The organism is Pseudomonas fragi (genome assembly GCF_025426255.1).
Classification (GTDB): domain Bacteria; phylum Pseudomonadota; class Gammaproteobacteria; order Pseudomonadales; family Pseudomonadaceae; genus Aquipseudomonas; species Aquipseudomonas kulmbachensis.
The window spans coordinates 4,545,022-4,566,712 of sequence record NZ_CP104861.1; the positions used below are offsets into that span (position 1 = coordinate 4,545,022).

Below are 21,691 nucleotides of genomic sequence, written 5' to 3' on the forward strand. Positions count from 1 at the left end.
TGGGCATTTTAATAGAACAAAGACTATTTGAACGCCGAAAAACAGTTATAAATCCTAGGGTTGTAAGTTAATAACCAATTTAATTATTTACCTGTTTACTTGGCCGCCTGCACCACCGCTGAACGCCCTGGCAAGCGGCCATTGAGCACCGCGTAGGCCACCAACCCGATCAGTAGCCCCCAGAATGCCCCGCCAATACCCAGCAACGTGATGTTGGCGGCGGATGCCAGAAAGGTGATCAGCGCCGCTTCCCGGGATTTGGCGTCTACCATCGCGCTGGCCAGGCTGCCACCGATGGTGCCGAGTAACGCAAGCCCGGCCAGAGTCGTGATAAAAGTGGCTGGGAATGCCATGAATACTGCCGCCAGGGTCACGCCGAAAATCCCCACCAGAATGTAAAACACCCCCGCCGCAATGCCTGCGACCCAGCGTTTGGACGGATCCTGCGAGGCTTCCTTGCCCGTACAAATAGCCGCTGTGATCGCCGCGATGTTGAACGCGTGGGAGCCAAAAGGCGCCATCAGCAAAGAACCGAGCCCGGTGAGCGTGACTATCGGATTGGCGCTGGTTTTATACCCGTCGTTACGCAGCACCAGCATGCCGGGCATGTACTGCCCGGTCAGGGTGATCAGAAACAATGGCAGCGCCACGCTGAGCAGAGCATTGAGTGAGAACTCGGGCCGGGTGAAGACCGGCGTCGCCAATTGCAGTGACAGGCCCGTCAGGTCAACACGCCCCTGACTCAGCAGAAATACCAGCCCCAACACCAGAATGCCCACCACGGCGTAGCGCGCACTAAAGCGTTTGAGTACCAGATAGGCGGCGATCAACAGCCCGACCAGCAGCGGGTCAATGCTCATGCCGGCAAACGCGCCGATACCGAACTGCAACAGGATCCCGCCCAGCAACCCGGCAGCTATACCCGGCGGGATCAAGCGAATGAGCTTTTCGAAATAGCCGGACAAACCCAGCAGCACGAAGGCCGCAGCCGAGATCATGTACGCACCTATCGCTTCGGCATAGGGCGTGGTGGCCAGCGCCACAACCAGAAACGCCGCAGCCGGTGTCGACCAGGCAGTGATGATCGGCGCACGGTATTTCCAACTGAGAAACAACCCGCTCACCCCTACCCCAATCGATACCGACCACACCCACGAGGCGGTCAGTTCAGGGCTCAACCCGGCGACCTTGGCCGCCTGAAAGACCAGAATGAACGTACCGCCATAATTGACGATCACCGAGATTAAACCCGCGATAACCGGGTGAAGCAGATCGCGTAAACGCAGGGTTGAAGTTGAGGCGGTGGATGACATGGCGATGCTCCGTGCAAGTGGCGACGGGCAAAGTGTACGGATAGAATGGCCCGCCATTGCAGGCCAATTTACCCATCCAGAGCAGACCACATGGGCAAAACCTTTGAGCTTGAAACCCTGAAAATCCGGCTCAACGATGTCGAGTTTCAACCGTTGGATTTGCACCAGCGAATTCAGCGAGCCCTGCGCAGCCTGATCCTCGACGGTGCTCTGGACCCCGGCCTGAAACTGCCCGCCACGCGAGTGCTGGCCCGGTCGCTCGGGGTAGCTCGCGACACGGTGGAGAACGCCTATGTGCAATTGCAGCGTGACGGTTTTATTGTGCGCCGCGAAGGTTCGGGCAGTTATGTCTGCCAGAGTGTCGGCAGCCAATTGCACGGGGTAAGGCGCAGTCGCAATCAACGACCTGCGGCCCGGCGCAGCCAGGCGCTGCCCGGTTCGGGCTTGAGTCGACGCGGGCAAATGATCCTCGACAGCGGCGGCGTAAACGATCAACAGATGATCAGGGCGTTTGCCACCGGCCTACCGGAAACCCGCTCTTTTCCCGTAGCGGTCTGGGAACGCCTTCAGCGCCAGGTCATGAAGGAACACCGCGCCCATATTTTGTTGCACGGCGACCCGCAAGGCGCCGAGCCGCTGCGCAAAGCCATTGCAACGTACTTGAACCTTGAGCGCGGGGCCAAGTGCGTCCCCGAACAGATTCTGGTGCTGAGCAGCACCCGTCAGGCCCTGTTCCTGTGTGCCCAGTTACTGGTCGACGCCGGTAAACCGATCCTGCTCGAAAACCCCGGCTACTTCGGTGCAAAAAAAGCTTTTGAGAGTGCCGAGGCCCAGATTGTGCCGATAGACGTTGATGCCCTGGGCATCCGCACCGACCTGCTGCGCGCCGACCGCAGCGGCGCAAACTGTGTGTATGTCACGCCGTCTCATCAATACCCCACCGGGGCGACCTTGCCACTGCAGCGCCGTCTGGAGTTGATCAACTGGGCGCTCGAGCAGAGCAAGTGGATCATCGAGGACGACTACGACAGCGAATTCCACTACGACGGTTTGCCCACCGCCTGCGTGCAGGGGCTGGATAAACACCAACGCACGCTCTATATCGGCACTTTCAGCAAGACGCTCTATCCGGGCTTGCGCATGGCCTACATGGTGCTGCCTGACGAGTTGGTCAAACCTTTCACCTATGCGCGCAGCATCATGGACGGCCACACGCCCCAAGTCCTGCAACTGACCCTGGCGCGCTTTATGGAAGATGGTCACTACAACGCCCACGTGCGTGCCATGCGCAAACTCTACGCCGGGCGTCGGGCCACGATGCTCGACGCTATCGACCGACATTTGCCGGGCATCGTCACCGCCCTGCGTCCGCAAGGCGGGTTACAGATCCCCTGTTTTCTGGCCGAAGGCCTGTCAGAACAAACAACCATTCGCCAAGCTGCCGCTGCCGGTATCCAACTGCCCGGCCTGAGCCGCCTTTACGCAGGCAAAGAGAAGCAACAAGGCTGGCTGTTGGGTTATTCATCCCTGACCGCCCATGAAATCGAGACCGCCATGGCGCGACTGGCCAGCGCCATTAGCTAGAGGCTGTTCTCTGAAGCGATTTCTGCCTCTTGTGGGAGCGTTGCTCTTAAGTGAACAACATTGCACCCGTAGACTGGTTTGTTGGCTGGTTTGTGCCGGTACGGATTTAGCCCATCGTACTTTTGATAAATATATAACGCGCCTGTCGCCAATCAGGCGCGTGCTGCCTCAGTGCGTTGCCAGCGTGTCCAGCGATTTATCGACATAACCCTTGGCCAGCTCCACCAAGTGCACGGTCGACAACACCAAGTCGCGCGCGGGCCCGCTCAAGCCATTCCCCGCCTCATTCGCGCAGGCACCCGCACAGCGCAACAAGTCTGACGCCTGGGCCAAAGCCGCTTCTGAATTGACGCTGTCCGGGATGGCATACAGGGCCGTGCCCACAGGGCGAAAAGGCTTATGGTTTTGCAGGTAATAATTGAGCGCACGCTCGGTGGCGATACGGTCCAGCAACGGGTCGTGACTGTCAGCAGCATCGAGGGGAGAAACAGGGGGATCGGGAGTGATTTTTTTCATCGTGAAGACTCCTAGTACATCAAAAGGAGCTGTCACTTATCGCGACTAAACGAATGGGTGGCAGCCGTGCGCAGGTTAGTCGACCGGTGTACTAGGAACCCGGCGCACCCGAAGGCGCCCTGCGCACGGCCACCATAAAACGCAGGCCGAAAAAAAGCGCCTCGCTAAGGTGGCGCATTGCGCCTAGTAACACCGGGCGACTAAACCCGACCGCTGTTTTGCAGCGGTGGAGCGAGACTATTCCCCGATTTGGACAGGCGCAAGCGAACGGGATTTTCTCGGATGTTTCACGGGAATGAAAGCGAATCGTCGTACGAATCACCTGATTATCTCTAGCTAGGCTCACAGAGCTGACCGCCCTTCTTTGGTTTGGCGGCTTAAACTCAGGAGCACATATGAACAATGCAGAACATTCAACCGCCCAATGGCACTTGAATAAGAAACGAGCAGATGCCAACGTAATGACAAATGTCATTACACGAGTCAAAACCATGGCCTCCATCAATATCCGCATCGACGATGAACTCAAAGCCCGCGCCTACAAGGAACTTGAGCGTTTGGGTGTCACCCCCTCGGAACTGGTCCGCCAGGCATTGCAGTACGTAGCCGAACGCGGTCAACTGCCCTTTCGCCCCATGCTGGTGACAGAAGAAGACGAAGCACTCATCAACACCGTGCGCGAACGCCTGGCAGCGCCGCAAAGGGTCAAGTTGACACTGGATGACCTTTGATCTTGAGTTTGACCAGCGCGCCCTCAAGGAATGGCACAAACTCGCTGACACGGTCAGGCTGCAATTCAAGAGCAAATTGTCAGAGGTGTTGCTCAACCCCCGCGTTGAAGCCAACCGGCTGCGCAAGCTGCCCGATTGTTACAAAATCAAGTTGCGCAGCGCGGGTTACCGCTTGATCTATCAGGTCATTGATCAAGAGGTTGTGGTGTTCGTCGTCGCCGTTGACAAGCGCGAACATCAGGCCGCGTATCGCAAGGCGCAAGACCGCTTGAAGTAGACCAGCCCATCAAAGGCAACGGCTAATCCAAAGCCCTTTAACAGCGGAATTTCAACTGGGTTTACCCCTGGCATATGCCTTGCACCCTCGCTGTATGCTTTTCGCCAAGGTGCAACTCCCATGATCGAACCACACACAGGCCCTCTGGCCTGGGTCAACGGCAGCGATGCCCCGGAAAAAACCGAAATCAACCTCGGTTTTATGGCCCTCAGTGATTGCGCCTCGGTGGTGGTCGCCGCCACGCAAGGGTTCGCCCAGCCTTATGGCCTGACTCTGAACCTCAAGCGCCAGTCGTCCTGGGCCAGCCTGCGGGACAACCTGGTCAGTGGCCAGATCGACGCCGCCCACAGCCTGTACGGCCTGATCTACGCCGTGCACTTGGGCATTGGGGGCGTGGCGGCCACTGATATGGCCGTGCTGATGGGGCTCAATCAGAATGGCCAGAGCATCAACCTCTCCCACGGTTTGCAAGCCCTGGGCGTGACCCGTCCTGAGGCGCTGCAACAACACGTGCACCAAAGTCGCTCAAAACTGACCTTCGCCCAGACTTTTCCCACCGGCACCCACGCCATGTGGCTGTATTACTGGCTGGCGAGCCAGGGTATCCACCCGCTGCAAGACGTCGACAGCGTGGTGGTGCCACCGCAACAGATGGTCGCGCACTTGCAGGCAGGACGGATTGACGGGTTCTGCGTGGGCGAACCGTGGGCCGCCAGTGCGGTAAAACAGAACATGGGCTTCACCCTGAGCACCACCCAAGCGCTGTGGCCCGACCACCCGGAAAAAGTCCTCGGCTGCACCAAGGCTTTTGTCGAGCAGTACCCCAATACCGCCAGGGCGCTGGTAATGGCGATTCTCGAAGCCAGCCGCTTTATCGAGCAAAGCGCCGAAAACCGGCGCAGCACCGCGCAGTTGTTGAGCGCCCCCGAGTACCTGAATGCCCCCGTTGAGTGCATTGAACCGCGCCTGCTCGGCGACTACCACGACGGGCTGGGCAATCACTGGCAAGACCCCCACGCGCTGCGCTTTCATGGCGACGGCGCGGTCAACCTGCCGTACCTGTCCGACGGCATGTGGTTTATGACCCAGTTCCGCCGCTGGGGCTTGTTGCGCGAAGACCCGGACTACCTGGGCATAGCCCGGCAGGTTCAGCAACTGGCCCTTTACCGCGACGCCGCCAGCGCCGTTGGCGTGACCGCTGGTACAACGGACATGCGCAGCAGCCAACTGATCGACGGCAAGGTGTGGGACGGCACGGACCCTGCAGCTTATGCACGAAGCTTTGCGCTGCATGCCATGAGCGCCAACACTCCTCTTCTCGCCCGTCGTTGACTGGAACCTGCCCCATGCTGCGTATCTTGCTGATCAACGACACGGCGAAAAAAGTCGGCCGCCTTAAAGCTGCGCTGACCGAAGCCGGATTTGAAGTCATCGACGAGTCGGGCCTGACCATCGACCTGCCCGGGCGCGTCGAAACGGTGCGCCCGGATGTCATCCTGATCGATACCGAGTCACCCAGCCGCGATGTGATGGAGCAAGTGGTACTGGTCTCACGGGACCAGCCACGGCCGATCGTGATGTTCACCGACGAGCACGACCCCGGCGTGATGCGCCAGGCGATCAAGTCCGGGGTCAGTGCTTACATCGTCGAAGGTATTCATGCCCAGCGCCTGCAACCGATTCTCGATGTGGCCATGGCCCGCTTTGAAAGCGACCAGGCTCTGCGCGCCCAACTGCACGCCCGCGACCAGCAACTGGCCGAGCGCAAGCGCATAGAACTGGCCAAGGGCCTGTTGATGAAAATGAAAACCTGCAACGAAGAAGAGGCCTACACCCTGATGCGACGCCAAGCCATGAGCCGCCAGCAGAAGTTGATTCAAGTGGCGGAACAGATCATAGCCATGAGTGAGTTGCTGGGCTGACACCCTTCCCTGTAAATACTTCAACTGTGGGAGCGAGCAGGCTCGCTCCCACAAGAGGTGAGTTATTCACCTGTTGGCACACTTCTCGCTAAGCACTCACTACCGGTAACCAACGGCGGTTGCCCTACTTACGACAAAGACGTCGCTCACCTCATTCGCCCATGGCGGATCAGGTAGCGGCGTTTTTTCGTTTTGGCAACAGATCCACGCTCATGACTCCTTCTCGAAACGATTAACCGTTGAGGTGCGCGATGAATTCAAGCTTCTGGAAATCCGGCCATACCCCGACCCTGTTCGCGGCGTTTCTCTATTTCGACCTCAGCTTTATGGTCTGGTATCTGCTCGGCCCACTGGCTGTGCAAATCGCCGCCGACCTGCACCTGACCACCCAACAGCGCGGGCTGGTGGTGGCCACGCCGATTCTGGCCGGGGCCCTGCTGCGCTTTGTGATGGGCCTGCTGGCGGATCGCCTGTCACCAAAAACCGCCGGGCTGATCGGCCAGGTCATTGTGATCTGCGCGCTGTTTGTCGCCTGGAAACACGGGATTCACAGCTACGAACAGGCCCTGCTGCTGGGGCTGTTTCTGGGCATGGCCGGTGCATCGTTCGCGGTGGCCCTGCCGCTGGCCTCGCAATGGTATCCGCCGCAGCACCAAGGCAAGGCGATGGGCATCGCCGGTGCTGGCAACTCGGGAACGGTATTCGCCGCCCTGCTGGCCCCGGTGCTGGCTGCGGCCTATGGCTGGAGCAATGTATTCGGCTTTGCCCTGATCCCGCTGGTGCTGTGCATTTTCGTATTTGCCTGGCTGGCCAAAAATGCCCCCGAGCGACCAAAAGCCAAATCCATGGGCGACTATTTCAAGGCCCTGGGTGATCGCGACAGCTGGTGGTTCATGTTTTTCTACAGCGTAACCTTCGGTGGTTTTATCGGCCTGGCCAGCGCCCTGCCCGGCTACTTCAACGATCAATACGGACTGAGCCCGGTGACTGCGGGCTACTACACCGCAGCCTGCGTGTTTGGCGGCAGTTTGATGCGGCCTTTGGGCGGCGCACTGGCGGATCGCTTCGGCGGGATTCGCACACTGCTGGGGATGTATGCCGTGGCGACCATCAGCATCGCCGCCGTAGGTTTCAACCTGCCAAGTTCCTACGCTGCATTGGCACTTTTCGTCTGCACCATGCTGGGACTGGGCGCTGGCAACGGTGCGGTTTTCCAATTGGTGCCGCAGCGTTTTCGACGTGAAATCGGGGTAATGACCGGCCTGATCGGCATGGCTGGCGGTATCGGCGGCTTCGCCTTGGCGGCAGGTATGGGCGCAATCAAGCAAAGCACCGGCAGTTATCAACTGGCCTTATGGTTGTTCGCCAGCCTTGGGGTTCTGGCCTGGTTCGGCCTGCATGGGGTCAAACGTCGCTGGAGAACCACCTGGGGCTCCGCTGCCGTGACCGCTGCCCGAGTGTGAGGCCGCGATGAGCCTGCAACTGAGCTTTGCCCACGCCAGCGCGACCGGGCCACGCCCGGAGAATCAAGACGCACTGCGCGAAGTCACGCCAGTGCCAATGCTGGCGGCGAGCAAGGGGTATCTGTTCGCCATCGCCGACGGTGTCAGCCAATGCGCCGACGGCGGTCTGGCCGCCCGCTCGACCTTGCAGGCTCTGGCGCTGGACTACTACGCCACGCCCGAAACCTGGAGCGTTGCGCAGGCCTTGGAGCGCTTATTACTCGCGCAGAACCGCTGGCTCCAGGCCAATGGCGGCGGGCAACCGCTATTGACCACGGTCAGTGCACTGGTGCTGCGTGGCAAGCGATTTACCCTGGCCCATGTCGGCGATTGCCGGGTGTACCGCTGGTACGCCGGGGCCTTGCAGCGCATCAGCGAAGATCATGTCTGGGATCAGCCGGGCATGCAGCATGTGCTTAAACGGGCGCTTGGGCTTGATCAGCATCTGGTGGTGGATTTTCTCGACGGTGAAATGCACCAGGACGAGACCTTTGTGCTGCTCAGCGATGGCGTCTGGTCGACCTTGGGCGATAGCGCTATCGCCGCCCTTTTGCGTGACCTGCCCGACCTGCAAGACGCCGCCAGCACACTGGTCAATGCCGCGCACCGGGCAGGCAGCCAGGACAACGCCAGCGCCCTGCTGGTACGGGTCGATGCCCTGGGCGAGAGCGGCATCGGCGATGCATTGATGCAGTTGCAGCAATGGCCACTGCCGCCCGTGCTAAGGCCGGGGCAGCACTTTGAGGGCTGGCAGGTCGAAAGCCATCTTGGCCAGAGTCAGCAGTCGTTGCTCTACCGGGTACACGACGCGCAACAACAGCCTTGGCTGCTGAAAACCCTTCCCGCCCGCCTGCACGACGATCATCTGGCCGGGCAAGCGTTGCTATCGGAAGAGTGGTTTCTCAAGCGCGTGGCCGGGCGACATTTTCCTGAAGTACACCCCGCCAACCTGCGTCAGCATCTGTATTACGTGATGCGTGAATACTCAGGTTCAACCCTGGAAAAACTCTACGCCAAGGGCGGGCCGCTGCCTCTGGCGCAATGGCTGGAACTGGCCGAGCGTCTGCTGGGGGCCGTGGGCCTGCTGCATCGACGACAGATCTTTCACCGCGATATCAAGCCGCACAATGTGTTGTTGGGTGACGACGGCGAACTGCGCTTGCTGGACTTCGGGCTAGCCTACTGCCCGGGCCTCTCGGAAGACCTGCCATCAGCGCTGCCCGGCACACCCAGTTACATCGCCCCGGAAGCCTTTCGAGGCGAAAAACCTGGCCCTAAGCAGGATATTTACGCAGTGGGTGTGACCTTGTATTTCCTGCTGACCGGGCATTATCCCTACGGTGAAATCGAAGCCTTCCAACGCCCGCGGTTTGGCGTGCCGGTGAGTGCCAGTCGTTATCGGCCCGACCTGCCGGAATGGATTGCCCACAGCCTGGAGCGCGGCGTTGCAGCCGACCCCGAGCAGCGTTTTGAAACGGCCGAAGAGTGGTTGCTGCAACTGGAACAGGGCGAGCGCCAGAGCCTGAACATCCGCCCCAGACCTTTGCTGGAGCGAGAGCCGCTGAAGGTGTGGCGAGGGGTGGCTTTGGTGTCGTTGGTGATCAATCTGGTGCTGATGTTTTTGCTGCTTCACACATGACATACGCTCGAAAACCTCTGTAGATACTCTGTTCCAGGTCAAGCCCCAGTGGGAGCGAGCCTGCTCGCGAATGATCTTCGCGAGCAGGCTCGCTCCCACGCTTGAAGTATCTCTGTAGCCGCTGAGGAGGAACGAAGGCTGCGATCAGGGTAATACGCTCCTCAGCGGTTACGGGAATAACGCTCCAATATCGGGCGCGGCGCTTTTATTCGGTGCACAAAACTCCGCCCCTAAAAAGCTCCCCCCCTTTAAACATGGGCTTTTGACGACTTGGCACAACCGCTGCATTAGCTGAATCATCAATCATAAAACCCGGCCTTCAACGACGAAGAACGGGTTTCCCGAGAGAACGGGACAAGGACAAAGGTGTCCTCGCCAGGTAACTGGCGGGACGCCTTTTTTTGTTTGCGCACAATTTGTCGAGCAAGGCCGCAATGCCCCACATAAGGCAGGCCCCAGCTCCCGGAGAACCTGATGAAAAAACTAAAGTTGGTGATGATCGGCAACGGCATGGCCGGGGTTCGCACCCTGGAAGAATTGCTCAAGCTGAGCAATGAGCTGTACGACATCACGGTCTTCGGCGCCGAACCCCATGCCAACTACAACCGCATTCTGCTCTCGCCAGTGCTGGCCGGTGAACAGACGTTCGAAGAGATCGTGCTCAACGATCTGGACTGGTATCTGGACAACAACATCAAGCTGCTGCTCAACCGCAAAGTAGTGAAGATCGACCGGGTCAAGCGCCGAGTCATCGCCGAAGACGGCACTGAAGCCGAATACGACCGTCTGCTGATCGCCACCGGCTCAACCCCATTTATATTGCCAATTGCGGGCAACACCCTGAACGGTGTTATCGGCTATCGCGACATTGCCGACACCCAGGCAATGATCGACACCGCCAAAACCCATAAGCACGCGGTGGTTATCGGTGGCGGCCTGCTCGGTCTGGAGGCGGCCAACGGCCTGATGCTGCGCGGTATGCATGTGACCGTGGTGCATATCGGTGAATGGCTGCTTGATCGCCAGTTGGACCCGATCAGCGGCCAATTGCTGCAAACCGCCCTTGAAGCACGCGGCCTGCATTTTCGCCTGCGCGAACAGACCAACGCCCTGCATGACGCGGGTAATGGCCGGGTCGGCTCGGTCGAGTTCAAGAACGGCGAGATCATCCCCGCCGACCTGGTGGTGATGGCCGCGGGCATTCGCCCCAATACCGAACTCGCCGAGCAGGCAGGCATCCCGTGCAATCGCGGGATTCTGGTCAACGACACCCTGCAAACCTACGACCCGCGTATTTACGCCATCGGTGAGTGCGCCAGCCATCGCGGCATCGCTTACGGCCTGGTGGCACCATTGTTCGAGCAGGCCAAGGTCTGCGCCAACCATCTCGCGCAACTGGGCTTTGCCCGTTATCAAGGTTCGGTGACTTCGACCAAGTTGAAGGTCACCGGCATCGACCTGTTCTCCGCTGGCGACTTTATGGGCGGCGAAGGCACCGAAACCATCACCCTCAGCGACCCGATTGGCGGGGTCTACAAAAAACTGGTGATCAAGGACGATATTTTGGTCGGTGCTTGCCTGTACGGCGACACTGCCGACGGCGGATGGTATTTCCGGCAGATCCGTGAGAATCACGCCATCGGTGAGATCCGCGATCATTTGATGTTTGGTGAAAATGCCATCGGCGACGTAGGCCATCAGGGCCAAGACAAGGCCATGAGCATGGCCGACACCGCCGAAGTCTGCGGCTGCAATGGGGTGTGCAAGGGCACCATCGTCAAGGCGATCCAGGAGCACGGGCTGTTCAGCGTCGACGATGTCAAAAAACACACCAAGGCCGCCAGCTCCTGCGGCTCCTGCGCAGGCTTGGTGGAACAGATTCTGATCAACACCGTGGGCGGCGCGGCAGACGTCAAACCCAAAAGCGAAAAAGCCATCTGCGGTTGCAGCGACCTGAACCACGGACAAATCCGCCAGGCCATCCGCGATCAACACTTGCTGACCATCGCCGGCACCCAGAGCTACCTGAACTGGCGCACGCCCAACGGCTGCGCCACCTGCCGCCCGGCACTCAACTACTACCTGATTTCCACCTGGCCGGGCGAAGCAAAAGATGACCCGCAATCGCGCCTGATCAACGAGCGCGCCCACGCCAACATTCAAAAAGACGGTACCTATTCGGTGGTCCCGCGGATGTGGGGCGGTGTCACCAACCCGTCAGAGCTGCGGCGCATTGCCGACGTGGCCGACAAGTACAACGTGCCGATGGTCAAGGTCACCGGCGGGCAGCGCATCGACTTGCTGGGGATCAAGAAACACGACCTGCCCGGCGTATGGAAGGATCTGGACATGCCTTCCGGCCACGCCTACGGCAAATCAATCCGCACGGTGAAGACCTGCGTGGGCAGCGAGTTCTGTCGCTTCGGTACGCAAAATTCGACGCAACTGGGCATTGAGCTGGAGCACGACCTGTTCAATATGTGGTCGCCACACAAGGTGAAACTGGCGGTATCCGGTTGCCCGCGTAACTGCTCGGAAGCAGGTATCAAGGACGTAGGGATTATCGGTGTGGACTCCGGTTGGGAGATGTATATCGGCGGTAACGGCGGGATCAAGACCGAGGTTGCCGAGTTCTTCGTCAAAGTCAAAACCGCTGAAGAGGTGCGCGAGTACAACGGCGCCTTTTTGCAGCTGTATCGCGAAGAAGCCTTCTACCTCGAACGCACCGTGCATTACCTGCAGCGGGTCGGTATGGAGCACATCAAAAAGGCCGTGCTTGAGGACCCGCAGCGGCGCAAGGCGCTCAATGACCGCCTGCAATTCTCCCTGTCGTTCGAGCAGGACCCGTGGAAGGAGCGTCTGGCTCAGCCCCAGCTGAAAAAAGAGTTCGACGTTATCCCCCTGAAAAACCTGGAGGTGCTGGCATGAACTGGCTGGATATCTGCTCACTTGAGGAAATCAACGCCCTGGGCTCGCGGATCATTAGTGGGCCAAAGGGTGACATCGCGATTTTTCGCACCAGCGACGACGAAGTGTTCGCCCTCGATGACCGCTGCCCGCACAAGGGCGGCCCGCTGTCCCAGGGCTTGATCTACGGTAAGCGCGTGTCGTGCCCGCTGCACAACTGGCAGATCGACCTGCAAAGCGGCGAAGCTCTGGCCCCGGACATCGGCTGCGCCCATCACCACCCGGCGCGGGTCGAAAATGGCCGGGTGCAGCTGGCCCTGCGGGACGCAGGCTGATGAACCGCCAGATCACCGCCTCCACCTGCTGCTACTGCGGGGTCGGCTGCGGCGTGCTGATCGAGCATGACGGCGAGCGCATTCTCGGCGTCAGCGGCGATCCGGCGCACCCGGCCAACTTCGGCAAACTGTGCAGCAAGGGCTCGACGCTGCATCTGACCGGCGACCTCAACGCCCGTGCGCTGTACCCACAACTGCGCCTGGGCAAGGAGCTGGCCCGTGGCCGCACTGACTGGGACAGCGCCCTCGATCACGCCGCCAATGTGTTCGCCGCCACCATCGCCGAACACGGACCCGACAGCGTGGCGTTTTACATCTCCGGGCAGTTGCTGACCGAGGACTACTACGTCTTCAACAAACTGGCGCGGGCACTGGTGGGCACCAACAATATCGACAGCAATTCGCGGCTGTGCATGTCTTCGGCCGTGGTCGGCTACAAGCGCAGCCTGGGCGCCGATGCACCACCATGCAGCTATGAGGATCTGGAGCTGAGCGACTGCGTGATGATTGTCGGCAGCAATATGGCCTACGCCCACCCGGTGCTGTTTCGTCGGTTGGAAGAGGCAAAAGCCCAGCGCCCGCAGATGAAAGTCATTGTGATCGACCCGCGCCGTACCGATACCTGCGATCTGGCCGACCTGCATCTGGCGATTCTGCCCGGCACCGACGTCGCATTGTTTCACGGGATATTGCACTTGCTGTTGTGGGAAGACTGGGTCGACCGCGACTTTATCCAGGCCCATACCCAGGGCCTGCCCGAACTGAAAAACCTGGTGCGCGATTACACCCCGCAAATGGTGTCGCAGTTGTGCGGCATCAGCCTCGAGCAACTGCAGCAATGCGCCGAATGGGTCGGCACGTCGCCGAGTTTTCTGTCGTTGTGGTGCATGGGCCTGAACCAGTCCACTGCCGGTAGCGCGAAAAACAGTGCGCTGATCAATCTGCATCTGGCCACCGGGCAGATCGGCCGTCCAGGTGCCGGGCCGTTCTCCCTGACTGGTCAGCCCAATGCCATGGGCGGGCGCGAAACCGGCAGCCTATCCAACTTGTTGCCCGGCCATCGCGACGCCGCCAATGCTGAGCATCGAGATGAGGTCGCCACCTACTGGGGCGTTGAGCAACTGCCGCAGAACACCGGCCTGAGCGCTATCGAGCTTTTTGAGCAGATGGCCAACGGCAAGATCAAAGCAGTGTGGATCGCCTGCACCAACCCCGCACAGTCCATGCCGGATCAGACAGCTGTGCGGGCCGCGTTGCGGGCCTGCCCGTTTGTGGTGCTGCAAGAGGCGTTTCATACCACCGAAACAGCCGCCTTCGCCGACCTGCTGTTGCCCGCCGCCAGTTGGGGGGAAAAGGACGGAACGGTGACCAATTCCGAACGGCGTATTTCCCACGTGCGCAAAGCCATCGCTGCACCGGGTGAGGCGCGCTCCGACTGGGCGATTACGGTTGATTTTGCACAACGACTGGAGAAGCAACTACGCCCGGCGCACAGCAGCCTGTTTGCGTTTCAAAGCGCAGCGCAGGTGTTCGACGAATATAAGCACCTGACCCAAGGCCGTGATCTGGACTTGTCGGGTATCAGCCATGCCGTGCTCGATGCCATCGGCCCGCAGCAATGGCCGTTCCCGGTGGGTGCCCGTAAAGGCACTGCGCGGCTGTATCTGGACCGGATTTTCCCAACTGCCAGCGGCCGGGCGCAGTTTGTGGCCGACCCTTATCGGGCAGCCAAGGAGCAACGTGATGCACGCTTCCCGCTGACCCTGATCACCGGCCGCCTGCGTGACCAATGGCATGGCATGAGCCGCACCGGTACCGCCTCGCAGTTGTTCGGTCATGTCAGCGAAGCGGTATTGAGCCTGCACCCGGACGAACTGCGCCGCCATCTTCTGCAGCCCGGAGATCTGATCAGCCTCAAGAGTCGGCGCGGAGCGGTGATCCTGCCGGTCAGCAGCGACGACAGCGTGCGCCCTGGGCAGGCGTTTTTACCGATGCACTGGGGCGACCGCTTCCTCAAGGGCGGGGTCAATACCCTCACCCTGCCAGCGTTCGACCCGCTGTCCAAACAGCCGGAACTCAAACACAGCGCCGTACGGCTAGAGCCGGTGCAATTGCCCTGGCATCTCTTCGCCCTGATTGAGGGTGATGTTCAACAAAGCTTCGAGACACTGCGCCCACTCTGCGAAGCCTTTTCTTACGTTAGTTTCAGCCTGACCGGCCGCGAGCGCCCTGCGCTGCTGATTCGTGCGGCCAGCGCCAGCGCACCGGACCCGCAGTTGCTGCGTGATATCGACCAATGCCTGGGCCTTAACCAGGGGCCGGTGCTGGCTTACGACGACCCGCGCCGCTCCATTGGCAAGCGGGTGCGTATCGAAAGCGGGCGCATTACCGCCATTCGCTTGGCTGGCGAAACCCTCGCCCAGCACTGGCTGCAAAGCCTGTGGCTGGAAGGCCGGGCCGATGAACAACTGCGGCGCTGGTTACTGGCGCCGCTGAGTGTGCCGCCGGGCAACGTCGACACCCCGGCCGGTGGCAACAAAATTGTGTGCAACTGCAAGAACGTCAGCCAAAGCGCGGTCTGCACCGGTATCAGCCAGGGACTGGACTTGCAGGGGCTGAAAAATACATTGGGCTGCGGGACGCAATGCGGTTCCTGCGTCCCGGAAATCAAGCGTTTGCTGGCTGCCCAAGCGCAGCCGATCGCCGTTATCGCGTGAGGAAAACACTATGAGTGCAAAAGTCTGGCTGGTGGGTGCTGGCCCGGGTGACCCGGAACTGCTGACGCTCAAGGCCGTGCGCGCCCTGCGCGAAGCGGATGTGGTGATGATCGACGATCTGGTCAATGACGCAGTGCTGGAGCATTGCCCCGCTGCCCGGGTAATTTCGGTGGGCAAGCGCGGCGGCTGTCGCTCGACTCCGCAGGCGTTTATTCATCGCCTGATGCTGCGTTATGCCCGTCACGGCAAATGCGTGGTGCGGCTCAAGGGCGGCGACCCGTGCATCTTCGGCCGGGGCGGTGAAGAAGCGCAGTGGTTACGCGAGCACGGGGTTGAGGTGGAACTGGTCAATGGCATTACTGCCGGGCTGGCCGGGGCGACGCAATGCGCTATCCCGCTGACCCTGCGCGGCGTCGCCCGGGGCGTGACGCTGGTGACGGCGCACACTCAGGATGACAGCCAGGTAAATTGGCCGGCACTGGCGCAAAGCGGCACCACGTTGGTGGTGTATATGGGTGTGGCGAAGCTGAGTGAGATCCGCGAGCAATTGCTGGCCGGGGGCATGGCGGCGGATATGCCGGTGGCCATGATCGAAAATGCCTCCCTGCCCCACCAGCGCGAATGCCGCAGCCAACTGAGCGCGATGGAACACGATGCCGAAGCCTTCCAACTGAAAAGCCCGGCGATTTTGGTGATTGGCCGGGTGGCGGCCCATGCGCAGCAGAACCTGGAGGAGCAGAGCCAACATGGGAGCGAGCCGGCTCGCGAAAGTCGTTACCAATAGCGCGACGCTCTTGAGACCTTCGCGAGCAGGCTCGCTCTCACAATATGGCCGATCAGGTAATCGGCGCCGGGTTGAACAGGGTGATGTCGTTGTGCAGTTTGTGCTGCTCGGCCCAGGTGTGTTTTTTGCCGCTGGCCACATCCAGGTAGTAGTGGAACAGTTCCCAGCCCAGGTCTTCGATGGTCGCCCGCCCGGTGGCGATGCGCCCGGCATCGATATCGATCAGGTCCGGCCAGCGCTGGGCCAGTTCGGTACGGGTCGAGACTTTCACCACTGGGGCCATCGCCAAGCCATACGGCGTGCCGCGCCCGGTGGTGAACACGTGCAGGTTCATTCCGGCGGCCAGTTGCAAAGTGCCGCAGACGAAGTCACTGGCGGGCGTCGCACAAAAAATCAGGCCTTTGCGCTTGAAGCGTTCACCAGGGCCAAGCACGCCATTGATCGCGCTGCTGCCGGATTTGACGATGGAACCCAGGGATTTCTCGACGATATTCGACAACCCGCCCTTCTTGTTCCCCGGCGTGGTGTTGGCGCTACGGTCCGCTTCGCCTTTGGCCAGATAGCGGTCGTACCAGTCCATTTCGCGCACCAGTTCTTGAGCAACGGCTTCGCTCTCGGCACGGGAGGTCAGCAAGTAAATCGCATCGCGCACTTCAGTCACTTCGGAAAACATCACCGTTGCTCCCGCGCGCAGCAGCAAGTCCGAAGCGTAACCCAAGGCCGGGTTGGCGGTGATCCCGGAAAACGCATCACTGCCGCCGCATTGCATGCCCAGGATCAGCTCGGACGCAGGCACGGTTTCGCGGCGGCGCTGATCGAGCTTCTTCAGGCGAATTTCAGCCAGTGCCATGATCTGCTCGATCATCTCGGTAAAGCCGTGGCTGGAGTCCTGCAAGCGGTACATCCACGGCTCGCTCAGATCCACCGAGCTGTCGTTCTCGTGCATCACTTGCCCGGCCTGCAATTTTTCGCAGCCCAAACCAACCACCAGTGCTTCGCCCCCCAGGTTCGGGTTGCGCGCCAGATTGCGCACGGTGCGGATCGGGATGTATGCATCGGTGGCGCTGATCGCCACGCCGCAGCCGTAGCTGTGAGTCAGTGCCACCACATCATCAACATGCGGGTAACGGGGCAGCAGTTCATCCTTGATCCGTTTGACCGCATGGTCCAGCACCCCGGTCACGCACTGCACCGTGGTGGTGATGCCCAGGATGTTGCGCGTACCCACGGTACCGTCGGCGTTGCGGTAACCCTCGAAGGTATAACCCTCAAGCGGCGCCTGCGCTGGCGGAACTTCGGTGGCCAGCGGCAGACTGTCCAGCGGCGGGGCCGTGGGCATGCGCAGTTGGTCTTCGTTGACCCAACTGCCCCGTGGAATGGCTTGCAAGGCATACCCGATGGTCTGGCCGTAGCGAATCACTTCGCCCCCCTCAGGAATATCCTCCAGGGTGACTTTATGGCTCTGCGGCACGAAGTCCAGGGTCACCAGACCGTCCGCGAAGACAGTACCGGCCGGCACACCTTGATCGTTAACCACCACCGCAACGTTATCCAGCGGGTGCAAGCGGATCGAGCGCGGCGAATCGGAATGTTCAATCAACGTCATGGCACCGCTCCTCAAAGATGGGCAGGTGAAAGTTCAACGGTTTCAGGACCGCTGGTGGGTGGCTCTTTGAGTACCACTCGCTTGATCGGCCCTACGATCACCAGATAGCTGAATACCGCTACCAGTGCATTGCAGCCGACAAACACCAGCGCCCATTTGAACGAACCGGTGGAGCTGATGATGTACCCGATGACGATGGGGGTAGTGATCGAAGCGATGTTGCCGAAGGTATTGAACAGGCCACCGCTCAGCCCGGCGATCTGCTTGGGCGACGTGTCGGAGACAACGGCCCAGCCCAGTGCACCCACCCCTTTACCGAAGAATGCCAGGGCCATAAAGCCAACCACCATCCATTCAACATCCACATAGTTGCACGCCACGATACTGCTCGATACCAGCAGGCCAACGATGATCGGCGCCTTGCGCGCGAACGTCAGGGAATGGCCTTTACGCAGCAGGTAATCAGAAATCACCCCGCCCAGCACCCCGCCGATAAACCCGCAGATGGCGGGCAACGAAGCGATAAAACCGGCCTTGAGGATGGTCATGCCGCGTTCCTGCACCAGATACACCGGAAACCAGGTCAGGAAAAAGTAGGTAATGCCGTTGATGCAGTACTGGCCCAGATAAACGCCGAGCATCATGCGATTGGTCAACAGTTGACGTATGTAATCCCACTTAGGGCCATCAGCCTTTTTACCTTTCTGGTCCATGTCGACCATGCCGCCGTTTTCAGCGATGTACTTGAACTCGGCTTCGTTAATGCTCGGGTGTTCGCGAGGGCTGTAGATAACTTTTAGCCAGATGCCCGAAAACACCACGCCGAACAGGCCCATAACAATGAACACATGTTCCCAGCCGTAGGAATAGACGATCCAGCCCATCAATGGCGCGAACAGTACCGTGGCGAAGTACTGCGCCGAGTTGAAAATGGCCGATGCAGTGCCACGCTCTGCCGTCGGAAACCAGGCGGCTACGATGCGGGCATTACCGGGAAAGGACGGAGCCTCGGCCAGACCCACCAGAAAGCGCAGCATAAACAGCGCAACCACGGCTGTAGACATACCGAAGTCGCCGACAAAGCCTTGCAGCACGGTGAACAATGACCAGGTAAAGATACTCAGGGCGTAAACTTTTTTCGAACCGAAACGGTCGAGCAGCCAGCCACCGGGGATTTGTCCGGCCACATAGGCCCAGCCAAATGCAGAGAAGATATAACCCAAGGTAACAGCGTCGATGCCGAGGTCTTTTTGCAGGCTGGAGCCTGCGATGGCGATGGTGGCACGGTCGGCATAGTTGATCGTTGTCACCAGAAAAAGCATGAGCAAAATCAAATAGCGGACGCGCGTAGGCTGGGTCGCTTGCATGTCGTACTACTCCCACTGATTATTTTTATGCGCGGGTGAATATTTTTAGGTGTGGCGGACTTACGGGTGACGCTGTGTGTGATTCCTTGGGAGAATTTTTACAGCCGCCGAGCATATTCCCTTACGCAAAAGGCCGCTGATTTCTCAGCGGCCTTGGTGCTTACTTACTGCGGGCCTTGCTTGTCGATCAAAGCGGCCAGTGCTTCGTATTCTTCTGGCAACAGATCGGTCAACGGAGTGCGTACCGGGCCTGCGCTGTGACCGGAAATGGTTGCCCCGGCCTTGACGATACTTACCGCGTAACCGGCTTTGCGGTTGCGGATGTCCAGGTACGGCAGGAAGAAATCATCAATGATCTTGCCCACGGTGGCGTGATCTTCGCGGGCCACGGCCTGGTAAAAATCCATCGCCGTTTTCGGGATGAAGTTGAACACTGCCGAAGAATAAACCGGCACGCCCAGCGCCTTGTAGGCGGCGGCGTAGACTTCTGCGGTCGGCAAGCCGCCCAGGTAGCTGAACCGATCACCAAGGCGGCGACGGATCGACACCATCAACTCGATGTCACCCAGGCCATCCTTGTAACCAATCAGGTTCGGACAGCGCTCGGCCAGACGTTCCAGCAGTGGTGCGGTCAAACGGCAGACGTTGCGGTTGTAGACGATCACGCCAATTTTCACCGACTTGCACACGGCCTCAACGTGGGCGGCAACGCCGTCCTGGCTGGCTTCGGTCAGGTAGTGAGGCAGCAGCAGCAAACCTTTGGCACCCAGACGCTCGGCTTCTTGAGCGTATTCGATGGCCTGGCGAGTCGAACCGCCGACACCGGCGAGGATCGGCACGCTGTTAACGCAGGTATCGACCGCGGTTTTAATCACTTGCGAATATTCGCTGGCCGCCAGGGAGAAGAACTCACCAGTGCCGCCAGCGGCGAACAGGGCCGAGGCGCCGTACGGGGCCAGCCATTCCAGCCGCTTGATGTAGCCCTCACGGTGGAAATCACCTTGAGCATTGAAGTCGGTTATCGGGAAGGACAACAGACCGGAAGAGAGGATGGACTTCAGTTCTTGTGGATTCATTATTCGAACACCCTGGGAGCACGTTGTGATGAAAAGTAAGTTAATGCTTCTTTGCGTCGTACGTCATCGTACAACTTAAAAAAGTAACGTCAATCTCATTTCTTCAATCGGTGCTTGCCAGGGGACAAATTCCACTCAGCAAAAACCATAAAAACCGTCTAGGACGGGCTTTATGGTGTTAAGCCAGATCAGAATTTAATTTCAGAATAGACATAGGTTGTCTGAGAACTGTACAAAACTGTAGCCGCTGACGAGGAACGAAGGCTGCGATACTTCAAGCGTGGGAGCGAGCCTGCTCGCGAAGAACATTCGCGAGCAGGCTCGCTCCCACTGGGGGGCTTGACCTGGAACAGAGAATCAACACCGGTCCGTCAGTGCCCTACCCGCGCTGCGCCTCGGCTTCTTCATGGGCATGGCGCAGGCGTTCGCGGCTGTTAGTCAGGTGCAGGCGCATGGCCGCACGAGCCGCTTCGGAATCCTGGCGGGCAATGGCCTGGTAGATTTCTTCGTGCTCGCGGTTCAGTCGGTTCATGTATTGCTGCTGGTCATCATGGGCCAGGCGCGCCGAATTCAGCCGGGTACGCGGAATGATGCTGGTGCCCAGGTGGGTCATGATGTCTGTGAAGTAACGGTTGCCAGTCGACAGCGCGATCTGCAAATGGAACTGAAAATCCGAAGCCACGGCATCACCGTTACGGGCCGTGTTTTCGTTCAGGGCATCCAGCGCCGCCCGCATTGCAGCCAATTGCTCGGCACTGCGGCGTTGAGCGGCCAACCCGGCAGACTCCACTTCAAGGCTGATACGCAGTTCCAGAATCGCCAGTACATCGCGCAAAGTAATGACGGTTGCCGGATCGATCCGAAAACCGCTTGGGCTCGGCGTGTCCAGCACAAAAGTACCGATGCCGTGCCGGGTCTCGACCTGCCCTGCCGCCTGCAACCGGGAAATCGCTTCGCGCACCACCGTGCGGCTAACGCCGTGGGCCTCCATGATCGCTGACTCGGTAGGCAGCTTGTCGCCACGCTTGAGCATGCCGTCGCGGATCTGCTCGGACAGCACCGTCACCAACTCTTGCGCCAGGCTGCGGCGCTTGCGAGGGAGGCGGGGTACGTCGTTCTGGTTTTCCATGGTGAACATTTTTCTCGAAATCAAAAGGATCGGGGACTTTGATCATTAAAGCAGCTGAACCATCGCCTTGGCGGATCTGGACACTGTGTTGTCCCGCCCCCGTATAGGCGCATCATAGCTTAAGCCGGTTGTACGATCACCTGCTGCGGGTTCACTACAGACGCTGCTCAACAAATTGCATTTGCCTACATCCTAAGCGGAGCCCTCTCGCACATAACCCCGCCACGTCTGATTCGCAGCCTGTGGGTAATTGCCCACGCTTCACAGCTCATTTCAGACAAAGAAC

The 21,691-nt window shown here is 59.7% G+C and carries 17 protein-coding genes; 11 read left to right on the top strand and 6 right to left on the bottom strand.

The window, feature by feature from the left end:
- Positions 1-95: 95 nt before the first annotated feature.
- Positions 96-1,313: a benzoate/H(+) symporter BenE family transporter gene (locus N7D90_RS21085; RefSeq protein WP_261739792.1), complete on the bottom strand. Its 1,218-nt coding sequence runs from the start codon at positions 1,311-1,313 to the stop codon at positions 96-98.
- Between the two features lie 90 nt (positions 1,314-1,403).
- Between N7D90_RS21085 and N7D90_RS21090 the strand changes: the two genes are divergently transcribed.
- Positions 1,404-2,897, top strand: coding sequence for a PLP-dependent aminotransferase family protein (locus N7D90_RS21090; protein WP_261739793.1), 1,494 nt, complete (start codon positions 1,404-1,406; stop codon positions 2,895-2,897).
- A gap of 168 nt (positions 2,898-3,065) precedes the next feature.
- Here the strand turns inward: N7D90_RS21090 and N7D90_RS21095 are convergent, their stop codons facing one another.
- On the bottom strand, positions 3,066-3,413 hold the full coding sequence (locus N7D90_RS21095; RefSeq protein WP_261739794.1) for a DUF6124 family protein: 348 nt from the start codon (positions 3,411-3,413) through the stop codon (positions 3,066-3,068).
- Positions 3,414-3,904: 491 nt separating this feature from the next.
- Between N7D90_RS21095 and N7D90_RS21100 the strand changes: the two genes are divergently transcribed.
- The 10 genes from N7D90_RS21100 (at position 3,905) to cobA (ending at position 16,227) form a co-directional block, all read left to right on the top strand.
- Positions 3,905-4,144, top strand: a complete 240-nt coding sequence (locus tag N7D90_RS21100) for a type II toxin-antitoxin system RelB/DinJ family antitoxin (RefSeq protein ID WP_261739795.1) — start codon at positions 3,905-3,907, stop codon at positions 4,142-4,144.
- Positions 4,134-4,421 (top strand): type II toxin-antitoxin system RelE family toxin, encoded by a 288-nt coding sequence (locus N7D90_RS21105; RefSeq protein ID WP_019827368.1) that lies wholly within the window; start codon positions 4,134-4,136, stop codon positions 4,419-4,421. The genes N7D90_RS21100 and N7D90_RS21105 overlap by 11 nt, the downstream gene beginning before the upstream one ends.
- A gap of 120 nt (positions 4,422-4,541) precedes the next feature.
- Positions 4,542-5,753 carry a CmpA/NrtA family ABC transporter substrate-binding protein gene (locus N7D90_RS21110; protein ID WP_261739796.1) on the top strand — a complete coding sequence of 404 codons (1,212 nt, stop codon included), beginning with the start codon at positions 4,542-4,544 and terminating at the stop codon, positions 5,751-5,753.
- Between the two features lie 14 nt (positions 5,754-5,767).
- Positions 5,768-6,343 carry an ANTAR domain-containing response regulator gene (locus N7D90_RS21115; protein WP_261739797.1) on the top strand — a complete coding sequence of 192 codons (576 nt, stop codon included), beginning with the start codon at positions 5,768-5,770 and terminating at the stop codon, positions 6,341-6,343.
- Between the two features lie 251 nt (positions 6,344-6,594).
- On the top strand, positions 6,595-7,806 hold the full coding sequence (locus N7D90_RS21120; protein ID WP_261739798.1) for a nitrate/nitrite transporter: 1,212 nt from the start codon (positions 6,595-6,597) through the stop codon (positions 7,804-7,806).
- A 7-nt stretch (positions 7,807-7,813) separates the two neighbouring features.
- The gene (locus tag N7D90_RS21125; protein WP_261739799.1) at positions 7,814-9,484 is read left to right on the top strand and encodes a bifunctional protein-serine/threonine kinase/phosphatase; all 1,671 of its coding nucleotides are present in this window, start codon (positions 7,814-7,816) and stop codon (positions 9,482-9,484) included.
- A 474-nt stretch (positions 9,485-9,958) separates the two neighbouring features.
- Complete coding sequence (gene nirB, locus N7D90_RS21130; RefSeq protein WP_261739800.1) at positions 9,959-12,412, top strand: nitrite reductase large subunit NirB; 2,454 nt, start codon at positions 9,959-9,961, stop codon at positions 12,410-12,412.
- Positions 12,409-12,726 carry a nitrite reductase small subunit NirD gene (gene nirD, locus N7D90_RS21135; RefSeq protein ID WP_261739801.1) on the top strand — a complete coding sequence of 106 codons (318 nt, stop codon included), beginning with the start codon at positions 12,409-12,411 and terminating at the stop codon, positions 12,724-12,726. The genes nirB and nirD overlap by 4 nt, the downstream gene beginning before the upstream one ends.
- Positions 12,726-15,443, top strand: a complete 2,718-nt coding sequence (locus N7D90_RS21140) for a nitrate reductase (RefSeq protein WP_261739802.1) — start codon at positions 12,726-12,728, stop codon at positions 15,441-15,443. Before nirD ends, N7D90_RS21140 begins: the two co-directional genes overlap by 1 nt.
- Positions 15,444-15,453: 10 nt before the next feature.
- The gene (gene cobA, locus N7D90_RS21145) at positions 15,454-16,227 is read left to right on the top strand and encodes a uroporphyrinogen-III C-methyltransferase (protein ID WP_261739803.1); all 774 of its coding nucleotides are present in this window, start codon (positions 15,454-15,456) and stop codon (positions 16,225-16,227) included.
- Positions 16,228-16,279: 52 nt separating this feature from the next.
- Here cobA and garD read toward each other — a convergent pair whose 3' ends face one another.
- The 4 genes from garD to N7D90_RS21165 all read right to left on the bottom strand — a co-directional run bounded on the left by garD (position 16,280) and on the right by N7D90_RS21165 (position 21,405).
- A complete protein-coding gene (garD, locus tag N7D90_RS21150; RefSeq protein WP_261739804.1) occupies positions 16,280-17,833 on the bottom strand; it encodes a galactarate dehydratase in 1,554 nt (517 codons plus the stop codon).
- 11 nt (positions 17,834-17,844) lie between these two features.
- Positions 17,845-19,200, bottom strand: a complete 1,356-nt coding sequence (locus tag N7D90_RS21155) for an MFS transporter (RefSeq protein WP_261739805.1) — start codon at positions 19,198-19,200, stop codon at positions 17,845-17,847.
- 164 nt (positions 19,201-19,364) lie between these two features.
- Positions 19,365-20,276, bottom strand: a complete 912-nt coding sequence (gene kdgD / locus N7D90_RS21160) for a 5-dehydro-4-deoxyglucarate dehydratase (protein ID WP_261739806.1) — start codon at positions 20,274-20,276, stop codon at positions 19,365-19,367.
- Between the two features lie 379 nt (positions 20,277-20,655).
- Positions 20,656-21,405: a FadR/GntR family transcriptional regulator gene (locus N7D90_RS21165; protein ID WP_261739807.1), complete on the bottom strand. Its 750-nt coding sequence runs from the start codon at positions 21,403-21,405 to the stop codon at positions 20,656-20,658.
- Positions 21,406-21,691: the final 286 nt, after the last annotated feature.